This is a genomic window from Acholeplasma equirhinis, assembly GCF_017052655.1.
Taxonomy (GTDB): domain Bacteria; phylum Bacillota_I; class Bacilli_A; order Acholeplasmatales; family Acholeplasmataceae; genus Acholeplasma; species Acholeplasma equirhinis.
In genome coordinates, this window is sequence record NZ_JAFIDC010000001.1 from 1,259,845 (window position 1) to 1,275,123 (window position 15,279).

Annotated in this window: 13 protein-coding genes and 1 other annotated feature; of the genes, 12 read left to right on the top strand and 1 reads right to left on the bottom strand. The window is 32.6% G+C overall.

All coding sequences use genetic code 11. The features are described 5' to 3' along the window. The 4 genes from JV173_RS05945 (at nt 1) to JV173_RS05960 (ending at nt 6,015) form a co-directional block, all read left to right on the top strand. Nucleotides 1-2,310 (top strand): ABC transporter ATP-binding protein/permease, encoded by a 2,310-nt coding sequence (locus JV173_RS05945; RefSeq protein ID WP_205735378.1) that lies wholly within the window; start codon nt 1-3, stop codon nt 2,308-2,310. A 16-nt stretch (nt 2,311-2,326) separates the two neighbouring features. Beyond that, nucleotides 2,327-2,530: a binding site (T-box leader), on the top strand. Between the two features lie 50 nt (nt 2,531-2,580). After that, entirely contained in the window at nt 2,581-3,849 is a 1,269-nt protein-coding gene (gene serS / locus JV173_RS05950; RefSeq protein WP_205735379.1) for a serine--tRNA ligase, read from the top strand. Between the two features lie 199 nt (nt 3,850-4,048). Beyond that, nucleotides 4,049-4,705 carry a response regulator transcription factor gene (locus tag JV173_RS05955; protein ID WP_240453020.1) on the top strand — a complete coding sequence of 219 codons (657 nt, stop codon included), beginning with the start codon at nt 4,049-4,051 and terminating at the stop codon, nt 4,703-4,705. Next, nucleotides 4,702-6,015, top strand: a complete 1,314-nt coding sequence (locus tag JV173_RS05960; protein ID WP_205735380.1) for a sensor histidine kinase — start codon at nt 4,702-4,704, stop codon at nt 6,013-6,015. Before JV173_RS05955 ends, JV173_RS05960 begins: the two co-directional genes overlap by 4 nt. Here the strand turns inward: JV173_RS05960 and JV173_RS05965 are convergent. Further along, on the bottom strand, nt 5,996-6,412 hold the full coding sequence (locus tag JV173_RS05965; protein ID WP_205735381.1) for an HIT family protein: 417 nt from the start codon (nt 6,410-6,412) through the stop codon (nt 5,996-5,998). The two genes, JV173_RS05960 and JV173_RS05965, sit on opposite strands and share 20 nt — an antisense overlap. Nucleotides 6,413-6,514: 102 nt before the next feature. Between JV173_RS05965 and JV173_RS05970 the strand changes: the two genes are divergently transcribed. From JV173_RS05970 to mfd, 8 genes are all read left to right on the top strand, one after another. After that, on the top strand, nt 6,515-7,105 hold the full coding sequence (locus tag JV173_RS05970) for a phosphate propanoyltransferase (protein WP_205735382.1): 591 nt from the start codon (nt 6,515-6,517) through the stop codon (nt 7,103-7,105). After that, on the top strand, nt 7,105-8,310 hold the full coding sequence (locus JV173_RS05975; protein WP_205735383.1) for an HD domain-containing protein: 1,206 nt from the start codon (nt 7,105-7,107) through the stop codon (nt 8,308-8,310). The genes JV173_RS05970 and JV173_RS05975 overlap by 1 nt, the downstream gene beginning before the upstream one ends. Further along, nucleotides 8,307-8,849, top strand: a complete 543-nt coding sequence (gene rnmV / locus JV173_RS05980) for a ribonuclease M5 (protein ID WP_205735384.1) — start codon at nt 8,307-8,309, stop codon at nt 8,847-8,849. Before JV173_RS05975 ends, rnmV begins: the two co-directional genes overlap by 4 nt. After that, complete coding sequence (gene rsmA / locus JV173_RS05985) at nt 8,833-9,630, top strand: 16S rRNA (adenine(1518)-N(6)/adenine(1519)-N(6))-dimethyltransferase RsmA (RefSeq protein WP_205735385.1); 798 nt, start codon at nt 8,833-8,835, stop codon at nt 9,628-9,630. Before rnmV ends, rsmA begins: the two co-directional genes overlap by 17 nt. A gap of 115 nt (nt 9,631-9,745) precedes the next feature. Next, on the top strand, nt 9,746-10,033 hold the full coding sequence (gene spoVG, locus JV173_RS05990; protein ID WP_205735386.1) for a septation regulator SpoVG: 288 nt from the start codon (nt 9,746-9,748) through the stop codon (nt 10,031-10,033). A gap of 228 nt (nt 10,034-10,261) precedes the next feature. Continuing rightward, entirely contained in the window at nt 10,262-11,227 is a 966-nt protein-coding gene (locus tag JV173_RS05995; protein ID WP_205735387.1) for a ribose-phosphate diphosphokinase, read from the top strand. Continuing rightward, on the top strand, nt 11,227-11,802 hold the full coding sequence (gene pth / locus JV173_RS06000; protein ID WP_205735388.1) for an aminoacyl-tRNA hydrolase: 576 nt from the start codon (nt 11,227-11,229) through the stop codon (nt 11,800-11,802). Before JV173_RS05995 ends, pth begins: the two co-directional genes overlap by 1 nt. 35 nt (nt 11,803-11,837) lie before the next feature. Beyond that, entirely contained in the window at nt 11,838-15,254 is a 3,417-nt protein-coding gene (gene mfd / locus JV173_RS06005) for a transcription-repair coupling factor (RefSeq protein WP_205735389.1), read from the top strand. Nucleotides 15,255-15,279 lie beyond the last annotated feature (25 nt).

Genomic DNA, 15,279 nt, shown 5'->3' on the forward strand with positions numbered 1-15,279 from the left:
ATGTTAGAAGTCAAAAATATTAAAAAGCATTATAAAATAGGTGATCAAATTTTTACTGCATTAAAAGGTATTTCGGTATCTTTTAGAAAACAAGAATTTGTATCAATTTTAGGAGAATCAGGTTCAGGTAAAACCACACTATTAAATATCTTAGGTGGACTGGATAGATACAATAGTGGGGATTTAGTGATTGATAATATTTCTACTAAAAACTATAAAGATAAAGAATGGGATGCATATCGTAACCATAGAATTGGATTTGTTTTCCAAAACTATAATTTAATTCCACATTTAGATGTACTTTCAAACGTTGAACTTGCACAAACATTATCAGGTGTAACTAAAGAAGAACGTCAAGCACGCGCAAAAGAAGTACTTGCAAGAGTCGGACTTAAAGACCATATGTATAAAAAACCTAATCAATTATCAGGTGGTCAACAACAAAGAGTGTCGATTGCACGTGCTTTAGTTAATAACCCATCGATCATCTTAGCTGATGAACCAACTGGTGCACTGGATTCAGAAACATCTGTTGATATCATGAATCTTTTAACTGAAATCTCAAAAGATAAGTTAATTATTATGGTGACACATAATGGTGAACTTGCAGAAAAGTATTCAAATCGTATTGTTAGATTAAAAGATGGATTGATTATTAGTGATACCAATCCATACAACCCTAAAGTGGATGAATTAAGAGCAGATGATACAAAGAAGACATCAATGTCATTCTTAACAGCACTTAAATTATCTTTTAAAAACTTACTTACTAAAAAGGTTAGAACCTTAATTACTGCATTAGCAGGTTCAATTGGTATTATTGGGGTTGCACTTGTATTATCACTTCAATATGGATTTACAGACTATTTAAATGATATGGAACGCGGCACATTTGCAGGTCTTCCAATCACCATCTCAAGAAGTTACATTGATATGAATGCACTCCTTGATCAACGCCAACAAATATTAAATCCACTACCTCCAATTGATGGTGGTGTTGGTGGTTATGATCCTCAAACATCTACAGGGTTTGCAACCAACAAGTTTAGTCAAGAATATATTGAATATCTTGAGTCTAGTGATTTAGATGAATATGGTACAGTCGTTTACAGTTATGGTTTTACCGGTCAATATTTCTATCTTGCTGGAGATACTTTAAACTATAATCCAAAGAGTCCTTCAACTGCACTGAATAATGGCGGTAGAAATTACGTTACACAATCAAGTTATACGGTTGATTTCTTAGAAGATTTCTTTGTAGCAGTTGCTGGTAATTTCTATCAAGAATCCGCTAACGAAGCGATTTTAGTTGTAGACAACCAACATAGAGTACCAAATAAAATCTTAGAATTTTTAGGTTTTGAAACAGGCGAAGATGTTGTTGTACCATTTAGTGATATCGTTGGTAAAGAATTTAAAATCATTACAAATAATGCATACTATAAATTTGAAGATAATACATATAAAACAAAGAGCACAGCTGAACTTAAAGATGTTTACAACTCAAATTCAAATGATGTTATAACCATTAAGATTGTTGGTATTGTAAAATCAGACAGTGAATTTGTTACTGCGAGTGAAGCAATCATGTATTCACCTAATGTCAGCCGTACAGTCTTAGAAAAGAATATGGCATCAGATATTGTAGCTGCACAAAGAGACTCAGATCTTAATGTTATTGGTAATATGCCATTCTTTGGACAAAACACTAAAGAAGAACAAATGTATGCTTTAGGTGGTAACAATTTACCAACTCAAATCTTAATTTATCCAAATAATTTTGATTCAAAAGAAGCAATTGTTAAAATCTTATCAGACTATAACATTGATAAAGCAGAAGATGACCAAATTCATCATACCGATAATATTGCATCTGCTTTATCTATGATTAAAACAATTATGGATTCAATCTCTGCAGTCTTAATCGCATTCTCTGCGATCTCACTCTTTGTATCATCAGTGATGATTGGTATTATTACATACACATCCGTCTTAGAAAGAACAAAAGAAATTGGTGTACTCCGTTCAATTGGTGCACGCAAGAAAGATATTTCAAGAGTATTTAACGCAGAAACAATTATTGTTGGATTTATTGCAGGTGTCTTAGGGGTTGTCATTACTTATGGTATCGTACCTTTAGTTAATATCATCTTACAAGATGCAACCGGTACAGAAAACGTTGCTGAACTTTATTATGTACATGCAATCAGTTTAATTGTGATTTCTATTGTCTTAACATTTGTTGCGGGATTAATTCCTTCTAAAATTGCAGCAGGAAAAGACCCAGTTGTTGCTTTACGTACAGAATAAAATAATATATAATAGGTATAACACGTTGAAAGAGCTAAGTAATTAGTGCACTTTAGTTTAAAGAGAGTCTCTGGTTGGTGAGAAGAGATAACTAGTCATTAATGAATCTACTCTGGAGTGGTGGTAAAACCATCCGGGTCATTCCGTTAAAAATGCTAAAAGCGCTATGAGAAAACTCATAGAAATAAGGTGGCACCGCGAATTTAAATTCGTCCTTAGGAATTCATTTTTCCTAAGGACTTTTATTTTATATATTAAGGAGGAAATATCATGTTAGATTTAAAATTTGTAACTGAAAATTTAGACTTTGTTCTAAAGAAATTAGAAGGTAGAAATGGTGATTTTAGTTACTTAAAGAAATTGCCAACACTTCAAGAAGAAAGAAAACAGATCATTAATGATGTTGAAACTAAAAAAGCTAAGAGAAACGAAATCTCAAAATTAGTAGGTCAATATAAGAGAGAAGGCAAAGATGCGCAATCTCTACTTTCAGAAGTTGAACAAATTAAAGTTGAAATTCCTGAAAAAGAAGCACGTCTTGCTGAAATTGAAAAAGAAATTTTTGACATGCTTGCGATTACACCAAACTTACCAGCTGATGAAGTGCCACTAGGTAAGGACGATAAAGATAATGTTGAAATTAGAAAATGGGGTCAAATTCGTCAATTTGATTTCCCAATTAAAGACCATGTTGCTATTGGGGAATCGTTAGGTATTCTAGATTTTGAGCGTGCTGCTAAAATTACAGGCACAAGATTTGTTGTTGATATGGGACTTGCTGCTCGATTAGAGCGTTCATTAATCGCGTTCATGATGGATCTTCATGCATCTAAAGGATATAAAGAAGTCATTCCACCATATATTGTTAATGAAAAGAGTATGTTTGCAACCGGACAATTTCCTAAATTTAAAGAAGACTCATTTAATTTAGCAGGTACAGAGTGGTATTTAAATCCAACTGCTGAAGTTCCAACGATTAACCTTTACCGTGACGAAATTATTCCAAATGAAATGTTGCCGATTCGTTATGTTGCATTCACAACTGCATTTAGAGCAGAAGCAGGATCTGCAGGTCGTGATACAAGAGGGATTCTTCGTCAACATCAATTCAATAAAGTTGAATTAATTAAATTTGCTCGTCCTGAAGAATCAGAAGCAGAACACCAACAAATGCTTAAAGATAGTGAGGCTGTACTTCAACTACTTAACTTGCCGTACCGTGTTGTTTTATTATCATCAGGTGATATGGGATTTGGTATGAAAAAGACATATGATATTGAAGTTTGGTTACCAGGACAAAATATGTACCGAGAAATTGGATCAATTTCAAATGCAGGTGATTTCCAAGCACGTCGTGCAAACATTCGATTCAAACGTGATAAAGATGCTAAAACTGAGTATGTACATACCTTAAATGGTTCAGGACTCGCTGTAGGTAGAACAATTATTGCGATTCTAGAGAACTATCAAAACGCAGATGGTACAGTAACCGTTCCTGAGGTTTTAGTGCCATATTTAAGAGAAAAAGTAATCAAATAAATGAAGTTTCACATAGTTTTGAACATTTATTGAAGATTTGTTCAACAAGTTTTATACTATAAGTACTTCATTTTTCTCTCTTTTTATAGAGCCATACCGATTAAGATTTCTTAATAAGGCGGCTCTTTTTGTTAATTTAAATCAATCACATAATTATGTGATAAAATTAAGGAAAGAATCACTTAATCAGAAGGGGTGTATGACAGTGAAAATTTATTATGTTGAAGACGAAAAAGACTTATCAGAAATTATCCGTAAGTACTTAGCTAGAGAAAATTATGATGTGACAGTATTTTATGATGGTGAATCTGCAATGCCGCATATTGCAGATCAAGTTGATCTTTGGATCCTTGATATCATGTTAACAGGAGAAATTGATGGATTTGATTTAATTCAATCAATCAAAAAAGTAAATCCTGAAGCAGCAATTATCTTTACATCTGCTCGTGACCAAGCACTTGATAAGATTAAGGGATTAGAATTAGGTAGCGATGACTATCTTGCAAAACCATATTCTCCAAGAGAATTAATCTTACGTGTGAAAGCAATTCTTAATCGTAAGAATGCAAGACCTGGACATATGATGTATTCTGAATATACAATTTCATTAGATTCTCGTGAAATTAGACACAATGACCAATTAATCGAACTTACAAATAAAGAATTTGAAATGTTGTTAGTGTTCTTAAAGAATAAACAACAACCAATTGAAAGACAAATGTTACTTGAATCAATTTGGGGTAAAAACTATGTTGGATCTGACCGTGTTGTTGACGATCTGCTCAGACGTTTACGCGCTAAGATGCCACTACTTCGAATTGAAACGATTTATGGGTACGGCTATCGCTTATTATGAATCAATTTAAATTAACCACACAAATAAATATTATATTTAGCTTTGTATCCATCATGGCGTGTGTGGTTTTTTTATTCGTTTTAAACCTTTCATTTGCTAGAGGATATGAAAACCAGAATGCATATTTATTAAGTGAATACTATAAAAAAATAAAGTCAGAATATGATCCAAACGCAGTTACATTCAACTTTGAATACGAATCTATGTATAATGATTTCTTCATCATTATGAATGGTGATTTGGTGGCATTTTCAAATAATGTTGTAAATGCAAAAGAAAGAAATAACATCATTAATCTGATTAAGAATGAGTATTTCTTAAATAATACACATTTGAGTTATAAGAATATTGAATATACAAGATTTGGAAATTATAGTTACTTAGGTGAAATCATTGATGATATTAATCATCCAAGGTATGCGATTATTGTAATTTCAAATACACAAGCGTATATTAATGAGTTAACCGGGAATGTACCATTCTATACAACCTTGGCGTTTATTAATATTCTAGCGCTTGGTATGATTATCATTTGGTTGTGGAGTAGTAATACCGTTAAAAAGTTAAATGATTTAAAACTTGTTGTAGACAAAATGGTTCAAGATAATTACCAAACCGAGATTGCAATTGACAGTGCAGAAGAAATCTCAAGCTTAGCAAAAGCAATTGATAATATGCGTGTTGAGATTAAAAATAATGAAGATACAAAAAAAGAAATGATCCAAAACTTAGGTCATGATTTGAAAACACCAATTGCAGTGATTAAATCTTATGCAGAAGCCATTTTAGATGGCATTGAAGATTCAAAATCAGCAGAACTTATTATTAAACAAGCAGATGTTTTAAACAATAAAGTTAAACAAATTATTGAATATTCTAAAATTGGTTATATTGATTTAGGTGGCGACCGCGAAATGATTTCAATGAAGGAAATCATTGAACAAGTGGTTAACCACTATAAGTATTTAACACAAGCTAAATTTATTGTTGATATTAAAGAAGATTGGAAACACAGAATGGTTCGTGAAAACATTTATGTTGCCATTTCAAATATTGTCGATAATGCAGTAAGATATGTTCAAACCAAAATTGTGATCCAATTAAAATCAAAAAAACTCACCATCTATAATGACGGTGAGCAAATTGATGAAGCCTTAATTCCTAAGATCTTTAAAGCATATGAAAAAGGATCTAAAGGACAATTCGGATTAGGTCTAGCAATTGTTAAAGAAACACTTGATAGATTTAATTTAAAATGTGAAGTTACAAATTACCAAAATGGTGTATTATTTACGATAGAGCCGCAATAATCATTGCTGCTCTTTTTTTATACGCATCACTATTTAAAGTACTCATATGATTTGTTAGTTTAAAGGTAACTTCCTCTTTTTCATAGCGAGGAATAATGTGAACATGATAATGGAAGACAGTTTGTCCTGCTTCAGGCATATTGTTATTAAGTAAATTTAATCCCTTTGCATCAAAGGCTTTAAAGATAGCTTTGCTTAATTTTTGTACAACAGCAAATAAATGCTTAAGTGTTTCTTCAGGTACTTCAAAAATATTTTGATAAGGCACTTTTGTTACAACAAGTGTATGGCCAGGGGTTGCTTGTGTAATATCTAAAAAAGCAATCACTAGGTCATCTTCATAAACAATTGATGATGGAATTTCACGATCGATAATTTGGGAAAAAATGGTTTTCATATGTCTTACTCCTTTAAATACATTATAACAAATTGTTTTATGAAGGTGATGCGTTCTTTTAGTGTTATAATCAAATTGATTATATAGAAGGGAAGTTTAATCATGAAAAATATACCAGTTGGGATCTCAGGACGTCACGTTCACGTTACCCAAGAACACTTAGAAATCTTATTTGGAAAGGGCTATGAGCTAAAAGTCTTTAAGATGTTAAGTCAACCTGGACAATATGCTGCCGAAGAAAAGGTAACTGTTGTATCACCAAGTGGACTTGCCCTTGAAGGTGTCCGTATCTTAGGACCAGTAAGACCTGCATCACAAGTTGAATTATCACAATCGGATTGCATCCGTTACAAATTCCAAGCTCCAGTTCGTTCATCAGGTGATGTTAAAGGCAGTGGTGCTTGTAAATTAGTTGGACCTGCAGGCGAAGTTGAATTATCTGAAGGTGTTATTATTGCAGATCGCCACATTCACTTCTCATTAGAAGAAGCTAAAGAATTTGGTGTAACAGATAAACAAGTTGTTTCAATCAAAATTGGTGGTGTAAAACCAGGTATCTTAGATAACGTTTTATGCCGTGTGAATGCTAATTTCCGTTTAGATTGCCATCTAGATACTGACGATGGTGCTGCATTTATGCTTAAGAATGGCGACACTGTTACTTTAGTTAAAAAGTACGAAATCGTTGAATAATGGAAAAGAAAAAAAGACAGCAAGTATTTAGAGATCCATTGTATGGATATATTCATATAGAATATGATTTGATTACACACTTGATTGATACAAGTGTGTTTCAACGTTTAAGAAGGATTAGACAACTATCTGGTGTACATATGGTCTTTCATGCTGCCGAGCATTCAAGATTCTCACACTCTTTAGGAGTTTATGAACTTGCATATCGCTTCTCAATGATTCCAGAAATCAAAGAAGCTTTAACAGAAAGAGAAGAGTTACTCTTTTTAGCATCTGCTCTTTTACATGATATTGGTCATGGTGCATATTCACACGCTTTTGAATATGTCTTTAAAGTTAATCATGAAAAGATTGGTGCAAATATGATTAAAAATCATCCAGAACTTCGTCAAGTTTTAAATGAAGTGGATGATACTTTTGCAGATGATGTTGCTTCAATCATTTTAAAAGAAAAGAAATATCCTTTAATTGAACAAGTAATTTCAAGTCAACTTGATATTGACCGTCTAGATTATTTAGAACGTGATGCATACTTTACAGGTGCAGCATATGGTCATATTGATTTAGATCGTTTAATGCGAGTTGTTATTGTTAAAGATAAGAAATTAGTATTCAAAGCAAGTGGTATCCACGCAATTGAAAACTATTTAGTTGCTAGGTACCATATGTATTGGCAAGTTTATTATCATCCAAAAGCAAGAGCTTATGAAGTAATCTTAGAAAAGATTTACTTAAGAGTGAAAGATTTACTTGAACAAGGCTTTGACTTTAAACAAGATGTGACTGCCTTAAAAGCAATTCTTAAAAATCCAGAAGATATGTATGCTTATCTAGAAGTTGATGATTTCTATATGAATGGACTAATTGCTTATTTCTTAAAATCAGAAGACAAGATTTTAAATGAACTTGCACATGATTTCCTTAATCGTAAAATCTGGGATTATATCGATGATACTGAAGAAAATCAAGCGCAAATTAATGCGATACTATCTTCTATGACAGAAGAAGAAAAGCACTATTATACTTTAAAGACTTCAGTAACTCAAGGTGCATACAATGCAACTGAATATAATTTAGGTGATCAAATTTATATCTTAAACGAAAAAGATAAAGTTGTACCACTTTCAAAACACTCATCAATTGTGCACTCATTAATTACTTCTTCAATGAAGATAGATCCAAAATTCTTCTATAAAAAAATATGAAAAATAGAATATACGTTGTCGAAGGTTATCATGATGAGGCAAGATTAAAGGCACTCTATCCAGATATTCAAACAATTTCTGTGGGTGGTTCTCAAATCAAGCAAGATGTCATTGATTTTCTTCAAAAAAACGAAGACAAATTAGATATAATTTTAGTATTTGACCCAGATCATGCAGGTGAGTCTATTCGTAAAAGACTTGCAGCGAAACTTAAAAATCCTTCACATATATTTGTAGAAAAGGATGTTGCAAGATCTAAAAACGGTAAAAAGATTGGTATTGAACACATTAAAACGAAAGTTTTGAGAGAAAGGCTTCAATATGAAATCAGACCAAAAGCACATCATAATCAGCTAGTAACATCTGATTTACATGCACTTGGCTTAACTGGAGAACAAAACAGCCAATTGCTAAGAGATAAAATAGCAGAGCATTTTCATATTGGACACTGTAATGCAAAGACCTTACTCATTAGACTTAATTGGTTAGGTATCACAAAAGAGGAGTTAGAAAACGTTCTATATGCGACATCAAGCTAAAAAAAGATTTGGTCAGAACTTTTTAACTGATAAAAATCTTTTAAGAAAAATTGTAAATGATGCCAATATTCAAGGGAAAAATGTACTTGAAATCGGACCAGGATTGGGTGCACTAACCCAATTTTTATCGCTTGATGCTAAAAAATACTTTGCATATGAAATCGACTTAAGTTTAAAGGAAACACTTAAAAGTTTTGAATCTGATAAAGCAACCATTTTCTTCAAAGATTTTTTAGAAGATGATGTTCAAACTAGACTTAAAAACTACTTTGGTGATGAAGAAATTCATCTGGTTGGGAATTTACCCTATAACATTACAACACCAATCATCTTCAAATTCTTAGAAATTGATAATCTAAAAAGTGCTACAATCATGGTTCAAAAAGAAGTTGGGGACCGTGTGATCTCAGAAACAAACCTTAAATCATACAATGCATTTTCTGCCATCTTGCAGTATTATGCAGAAGTCTCTAAAGTTGTTAATGTGGGTAGAAAAATGTTTACACCTGTACCACAAGTTGATTCTATGGTAATTAAGATTACTAAACTTGAAAGAAGACTTACACCAGAACTCGAAAAACTTTATATCGAGATTGTTAAAAAGTCTTTCCAACATAAGAGAAAAACGCTTCTAAATAATTTATCAACAGGGTTTGATCTTCCAAAAGATAAGGTGTTGGAATTCTTAAAGCGATTTGGGTTTGATGAAAATACAAGAGCAGAACTATTAACGGTTACAGACTTTATTGAAATAACAAAACAATGGAAATCACTCAGTTGATTTCCTTTTTTATGCCAAAACATGAAAAAAATTTTACCAACTTGAAATGTAAGCGCTTGACTATTGAAAAAATATGCTATAATAATTGTAGTTTTACACAACTAGGAGGGGCAAAATGCAAGTAACAGACGTGAGAGTAAGGCTTGTAGCTAGTGATTCACGATTAAGGGGCGTAGTCACTATCACATTCGACGATGCTTTTGTAGTTCATGACATCCGCGTCATTGAAGGGGAAAACGGAATTTTCGTTGCAATGCCAAGCAAGAAGATGCCAAATGGTGGGTTTAGAGATATCGCTCATCCGATTCATCAAGAAATGCGCAAACATGTTGAAGATGCAATCATTAAAGCTTATAATGAAGCACTTCTAACACAAGTGCCAGAAGAGTCATTAGGGGACTAACTAGCACCAAGATTAGCTCAAAGACGAGTTAGTCTGAATTTAATATATAGTAACGCTCGAAGATCTTCGATTTTTTGATGATGAACATCATGCCGCTATATGCGGCTTTTTTGTTCATTAGTGTGTGATTTTTTTGTAAATTTTCATTTCGCTTTCATTGTGAGTTAAAACAGCCTACATTTATCATCTTTGGATGATATAATGATTTTGTATAAGCGAGGTGTAGATATGAGTATCGAAGAAAAAAAGGTTAAATTATTTAGTCTTTCGGCAAATAGACCCCTAGCAGAGAAAATTGCCAAAGCCGCGAATATTCCACTATCAAATGTAGAAGTTGTTCGCTTTGCTGATGGTGAAATTACAACAAATATTGAAGAATCCGTTCGTGGTAATCATGTATTTGTTGTACAACCAACAAGCCAACCAGCAAACGATCACATCATGGAAGTATTAATTTTAGCAGACGCGTTAAAACGTGCATCTGCAGCATCAATTACAATCATCATGCCTTATTTTGGTTATTCAAGACAAGACCGTAAGGTAAAATCACGTCAACCAATTACTGCTAAGTTAGTTGCAAACCTACTAACTGTTGCAGGTATCGACCGTATTGTATGTATTGACTTACATGCTGCCCAAATCCAAGGGTTCTTCGACATTCCAATCGACAACTTCCCAGCAGCTCCACTTTTAGCATCTTACTTTAAAAAGAAAAAGTTAGATAATATCGTCGTTGTATCACCAGACCATGGTGGTGTAACAAGAGCGAGAACTTTCGCAACCTTCTTCCAAGCACCGCTTGCGATTATTGATAAGAGAAGACCAAGACCTAATGAAGCTGAAGTTATGAATATCATTGGGGATGTCGCTGGTGCAACATGTATCATGTTAGATGATATCGTTGATACAGGTGGTACATTAATGGCCGGTGCAAAAGCATTACTTCAAGCAGGTGCTAAAGAAGTGTATGCTGCAGTTACACACGGTGTCTTAACAGGTGATGCAACTAAAAAGATTCAAGAATCTCAATTAACAGAACTTGTTTTAACAGATACAATCTATTTAGATCCTGCTAAACGTCAAACAAAAATTAAACAATTATCAATTGGTAATTTATTAGGTGAAGCAATTATTCACATTCTAAATGATGAACCAATTTCTCAAATCTTTAACAGAATTACTGAGGATGTCTAATGAAATTAATCGTCGGATTAGGTAATCCAGGACGAGAATATCAACAAACAAGACACAATATCGGATTTATTGTTATCGACAGAATTTTAAAAGACTTAAGCTTAGAACTTAAAGTCGATAACAAACTTCAAGCAGCTTACATTAAAACTAAAATCAATGGTGAAGATGTCATTCTTGCAAAACCACTCACTTACATGAACCTTTCAGGTCAAGCAGTGATTGCGTTAATGAACTTTTATAAAGTTGAAAAAGATAACCTCATCATTATCTCAGACGATACTGCCTTAGAACTTGGTAAAATAAGACTTCGTGGTAGTGGTAGTCATGGTGGACAAAACGGATTAAGACATATCATCACTCAATTAGGTACTCAAGAGTTTAAACGTCTTAGAGTTGGTATTGGTGATAATAACCTTATGAACAAGGCAGATTATGTATTAGGTAAGTTTACACCTAAGGAAATTGATGTTTTAATGCCTGTCTTTGATAAGTGTCGTGATTTAATCTTCGACTGGATTAACAAAATGAGTTTTGAAAACTTAATGAATAAATATAACACCCCCCAGGTCAAATAATCTGGGGCTTTCTTACGTGGAGGAAATGACAAAAAATGACGGACAATTTATTTAAAATACTTGAAAAATCTAAACTATTGACCAGTAAAACAGGTCATTTTTCTAATGTAAATCACGCTTTTATTGAACTTGCTTTAGCATTAAGATTCAAACAAAATAGCAAGAATTTACTTGTTGTACTTCCAAATCTATATGATGCTCAAAAGTATTACGATAGTCTATCATCTATTCTTGGTGATGATGATGTTTTGTTTTATCCTGCAGATCAAGTTTTAACTTCAATGATGGCACTGGGTTCACCAGAATTTAAAAATGAACGTTTATATACTTTAAGAAAACTCATTGATAGTGAAAAAAGATATATTGTTGTTACAACACAAGAAGGATTGTTAAAAAGACAATTAACACCACAAGATTATAAAAATAGTGTTGAAACCTTAAGGGTTGGAGATTCTGTAAACATTGAAGCACTTGCAAGAAAACTTGTTTATGATGGATTTACCTTTAACTATACAGTTGAAAGACCTGGTGAGTTTTCTGTTCGTGGTTCAATCGTAGATATTTTTACACATAACAACAAAGAACCATATCGACTAGATTTTTTTGGTGATGAATTAGAAACAATAAAAACTTTTGATGTTGTTACACAAAAGAGTATTGATAAAGTCGATTCAATTGACATTTCACCTTTAAATGAACTCTTTTTTACTAATACACAAAAACTAAAAGCTATCGAAGATATTAAATCGTATTTTAGTAATGCACAACTTTCAGAAAAAGAACAAGCTAAATTAGATAATGATTTAGAACTTTTAGATACTAGAAAAAGAATGGACGGTTTACATATCTATATTGAATTCTTCAATAAAGAAAAGACAACCATTTTAGATTTTTTGGGTAGTTATGAACTTGTAGCAGTTGATCCATTTAAGATTGCTATTAATGAAGAAACTACGCAATCAGACTTAATGACATATGCTGAAACAATGATGGGAGATAATTTCTTAAAGCTCAACTATCGCTTGAACTTTGATGAAATCAAACCTAAAGTTCATTTAATGATTGATATTTACCAATCAACTAATCCTTTTTCAACACCACTCAATGTGCAAGATGTTGAAGCATTTTTTGGGGAACTCAATCAATTATTTATCTATTTAAACCAGTACAGTGGTTATGACATTTTTATTGCCTTAAGAAATAAAGTTTCATTTGAAAAAGTTAAAGAATTCTTTGACAATCAAAAAATGAAATATGTATTAAATGGATATGAACCTGGTGCAATCCATGTGATTGAAGCTGATTTGCCGGGGTCATTCATTGATACAAATGAGCATGTTTTATGTTTAACAGAAGACACTGTTTTCTCTACAAAACATCGAACAAAAATTAGATACCGTTCAGTTATTAATCAAGCAGTTAAAATTAGAGATTCATCAGAACTTGAAGTTGGTGATTATGTTGTACACTATGATTTTGGAATTGGACAATATCTTGGATTAAAGACAATGAGTTTGTCTGGAGAGAAGAGAGATTATCTGCATATTGTATATGAAAACAATGAAGCACTTTATGTTCCAACAGATCAAATTGAACTTGTATTAAAATACCGTTCACATGAAGGTATTGCACCTAAGCTTTCTAAATTAGGGTCAAAACAATGGAGTAAAACTAAAGCATCTGTTCGTAAAAAGATTAAAGATCTATCAGATAGATTACTTAAACTTTATGCATCGAGAAACTCTGCACAAGGCTTTAAATTTAGTGAAGATAATGAACTTCAAAAACAATTTGATCTCGATTTTAGTTATGAAGAAACTAAAGACCAAAAGGCTGCGATTGATGCTGTCAAACAAGATATGCAATCCATTCGTCCAATGGATAGATTAATTGCAGGTGATGTTGGTTTTGGTAAGACAGAGGTTGCATTAAGAGCCGCATTTAAAGCCGTTTTAGATGGTAAGCAAGTGGCTTATTTAGTTCCAACTACAGTACTTGCAAGACAACATTATCATACCTTTAAAGATCGATTTGAAAAGTATGGAGCAACCGTCTCATTACTTTCACGTTTCATCTCAACGAAAGAACAAAAACAAACATTAGAAAAACTTGCAACAGGTAGAGTAGATGTTGTAATTGGTACACATAGAATCTTGAGTGAAGATGTTAAATTTAGAGATCTTGGTTTATTTATTATTGATGAAGAACAAAGATTTGGTGTTGAACATAAAGAAAAGATTAAAGAATTGAAAGTTAATGTAGACACTTTAACTTTATCAGCAACACCAATTCCAAGAACACTTCAAATGGCAATGTACGGTTTAAAAGATTTATCAATGATTGAAACACCACCACTCAATCGTTATCCTGTTCAAACGTATGTTGTTGAACGTCAAGATGCACTGGTTAAGGAAGCAATTGATAGAGAGCTTGCGCGTGGTGGACAAGTCTTCTATTTATATAATCGTGTTGAAACGATTGAAAATGTTGTTATGAAGATTCAAAAGTTAGTACCTAATGCAAAAATCACTTTTGCACATGGGAAGATGAATAAAAATAAATTAGAAGAAGTTTTATCCGATTTTATTGATAAAGATTATGATGTTTTAGTATCAACAACAATTATCGAAACTGGCGTTGATATTCCAAATACCAATACATTAATTATTCATGATGCAGATAAACTTGGGTTAGCGCAACTTTATCAATTAAGAGGTAGAGTTGGTCGCTCTGATCGTATTGCATATGCTTACTTAATGTTTGATGCATATAAAAATATTAACGATGAAGCAAGAAAACGTCTTTCAGTTATTGAAGACTTTACGGATTTAGGTAGTGGATTTAAGATTGCACTTCGTGACTTATCTATTCGTGGTGCAGGTGATTTACTTGGTGATGAACAATCAGGATTTATTGATTCAGTAGGTATTGAACTTTATATGAAATTGTTAGATGAGGTTATGCAAGGTAAACTTGAAGATGAACCAAAAGTACAAGTTCAAGATCAAGTTTTTGCATCGCGTCATATTCCAACCGACTATATTAATTCAGATCCGGTTAGAATTGAAATCCATAAACGTATCGCAAGTCTAAATACAACAGCAGAATTAGAAGACTTGAAAAATGAACTCATTGACCGTTTTGGTGAGATTGATGTTGACGTCTTAACATACATGTATGAAAAACTATATAAACGTCTTGGTAATATGATTGGTGTTGATAAAACTTCTGTAACCAAAGAATCTGTCAAGATGACCTTAACTCTCGATAAATCGAATGAAGTGGATGGTGTTGCGTTACTTGAGGCTTCAACTAAAGTTAAGACTAAGATGGCATTTGGCACCACAAGAGGTCACGTTGAAATCACGATGATTGTTAGAAATCATCAAGAACATTGGTTATATCTTGCATGTCAGTTTATAGAAACATACCTACAACTCTTGAAAAAGTAAGATATAAGTTATTGAACTTATATAG

Excerpts from the sequence above, each read along its gene's own strand:
- mfd (WP_205735389.1), top strand. The coding sequence starts at position 11,838 with ATGACGGACAATTTATTTAAAATACTTGAAAAATCTAAACTATTGACC.
- serS (WP_205735379.1), top strand. The coding sequence starts at position 2,581 with ATGTTAGATTTAAAATTTGTAACTGAAAATTTAGACTTTGTTCTAAAG.
- JV173_RS05975 (WP_205735383.1), top strand. The coding sequence starts at position 7,105 with ATGGAAAAGAAAAAAAGACAGCAAGTATTTAGAGATCCATTGTATGGA.
- JV173_RS05945 (WP_205735378.1), top strand. The coding sequence starts at position 1 with ATGTTAGAAGTCAAAAATATTAAAAAGCATTATAAAATAGGTGATCAA.
- spoVG (WP_205735386.1), top strand. The coding sequence starts at position 9,746 with ATGCAAGTAACAGACGTGAGAGTAAGGCTTGTAGCTAGTGATTCACGA.
- rnmV (WP_205735384.1), top strand. The coding sequence starts at position 8,307 with ATGAAAAATAGAATATACGTTGTCGAAGGTTATCATGATGAGGCAAGA.
- JV173_RS05965 (WP_205735381.1), bottom strand. The coding sequence starts at position 6,412 with ATGAAAACCATTTTTTCCCAAATTATCGATCGTGAAATTCCATCATCA.
- JV173_RS05995 (WP_205735387.1), top strand. The coding sequence starts at position 10,262 with ATGAGTATCGAAGAAAAAAAGGTTAAATTATTTAGTCTTTCGGCAAAT.
- JV173_RS05960 (WP_205735380.1), top strand. The coding sequence starts at position 4,702 with ATGAATCAATTTAAATTAACCACACAAATAAATATTATATTTAGCTTT.
- JV173_RS05970 (WP_205735382.1), top strand. The coding sequence starts at position 6,515 with ATGAAAAATATACCAGTTGGGATCTCAGGACGTCACGTTCACGTTACC.
- JV173_RS05955 (WP_240453020.1), top strand. The coding sequence starts at position 4,049 with ATGACAGTGAAAATTTATTATGTTGAAGACGAAAAAGACTTATCAGAA.
- rsmA (WP_205735385.1), top strand. The coding sequence starts at position 8,833 with ATGCGACATCAAGCTAAAAAAAGATTTGGTCAGAACTTTTTAACTGAT.
- pth (WP_205735388.1), top strand. The coding sequence starts at position 11,227 with ATGAAATTAATCGTCGGATTAGGTAATCCAGGACGAGAATATCAACAA.